This is a genomic window from Citrobacter youngae (assembly GCF_003818115.1).
Taxonomy (GTDB): Bacteria; Pseudomonadota; Gammaproteobacteria; order Enterobacterales; family Enterobacteriaceae; genus Citrobacter; species Citrobacter youngae.
The window spans coordinates 1-1,411 of sequence record NZ_RPOI01000043.1 but is presented as its reverse complement, the minus strand read 5'-3'; the positions used below and the strand labels follow the sequence as shown (position 1 = coordinate 1,411).

Below are 1,411 nucleotides of genomic sequence, written 5' to 3'. Positions count from 1 at the left end.
AATTTGATGCCTGGGCAGTTCCCTACTCTCGCATGGGGAGACCCCACACTACCATCGGCGCTACGGCGTTTCACTTCTGAGTTCGGCATGGGGTCAGGTGGGACCACCGCGCTACAGCCGCCAGGCAAATTCTGTTTATCAGACCGCTTCTGCGTTCTGATGTCATCTGTAATCAAGCTGAATCTGATGTCTGCCTCTTCGCCAAAACATCTTCGGCGTTGTAAGGTTAAGCCTCACGGTTCATTAGTATCGGTTAGCTCAATGTATCGCTACACTTACACACCCGACCTATCAACGTCATCGTCTTTAACGTTCCTTCAGGAGACTTATACGGGGGGGGGGGGGAAAAACCAGGGAGAACTCATCTCGGGGCAAGTTTCGTGCTTAGATGCTTTCAGCACTTATCTCTTCCGCATTTAGCTACCGGGCAATGCCATTGGCATGACAACCCGAACACCAGTGATGCGTCCACTCCGGTCCTCTCGTACTAGGAGCAGCCCCCCTCAATTCTCCAGCGCCCACGGCAGATAGGGACCGAACTGTCTCACGACGTTCTAAACCCAGCTCGCGTACCACTTTAAATGGCGAACAGCCATACCCTTGGGACCTACTTCAGCCCCAGGATGTGATGAGCCGACATCGAGGTGCCAAACACCGCCGTCGATATGAACTCTTGGGCGGTATCAGCCTGTTATCCCCGGAGTACCTTTTATCCGTTGAGCGATGGCCCTTCCATTCAGAACCACCGGATCACTAAGACCTGCTTTCGCACCTGCTCGAGCCGTCACTCTCGCAGTCAAGCTAGCTTATGCCTTTGCACTAACCTCCTGATGTCCGACCAGGATTAGCTAACCTTCGTGCTCCTCCGTTACTCTTTAGGAGGAGACCGCCCCAGTCAAACTACCCACCAGACACTGTCCGCAACCCGGATTACGGGTCCACGTTAGAACACCAGCCATTAAAGGGTGGTATTTCAAGGTTGGCTCCATGCAGACTGGCGTCCACACTTCAAAGCCTCCCACCTATCCTACACATCAAGGACCAGTGTTCAGTGTCAAGCTATAGTAAAGGTTCACGGGGTCTTTCCGTCTTGCCGCGGGTACACTGCATCTTCACAGCGAGTTCAATTTCACTGAGTCTCGGGTGGAGACAGCCTGGCCATCATTACGCCATTCGTGCAGGTCGGAACTTACCCGACAAGGAATTTCGCTACCTTAGGACCGTTATAGTTACGGCCGCCGTTTACCGGGGCTTCGATCAAGAGCTTCTCCTTACGGATAACCCCATCAATTAACCTTCCGGCACCGGGCAGGCGTCACACCGTATACGTCCACTTTCGTGTTTGCACAGTGCTGTGTTTTTAATAAACAGTTGCAGCCAGCTGGTATCTTCGACTGATTTCAGCTCCATG

The 1,411-nt window shown here is 52.9% G+C and carries 2 rRNA genes; both read right to left on the bottom strand.

From position 1 onward, the window contains the following. Positions 1–8: 8 nt before the first annotated feature. Positions 9–125: ribosomal RNA gene (gene rrf / locus EHN13_RS23625) — 5S ribosomal RNA — on the bottom strand. Between the two features lie 97 nt (positions 126–222). Next, a 23S ribosomal RNA gene (locus tag EHN13_RS23620) occupies positions 223–1,411 on the bottom strand; the annotation flags it as partial.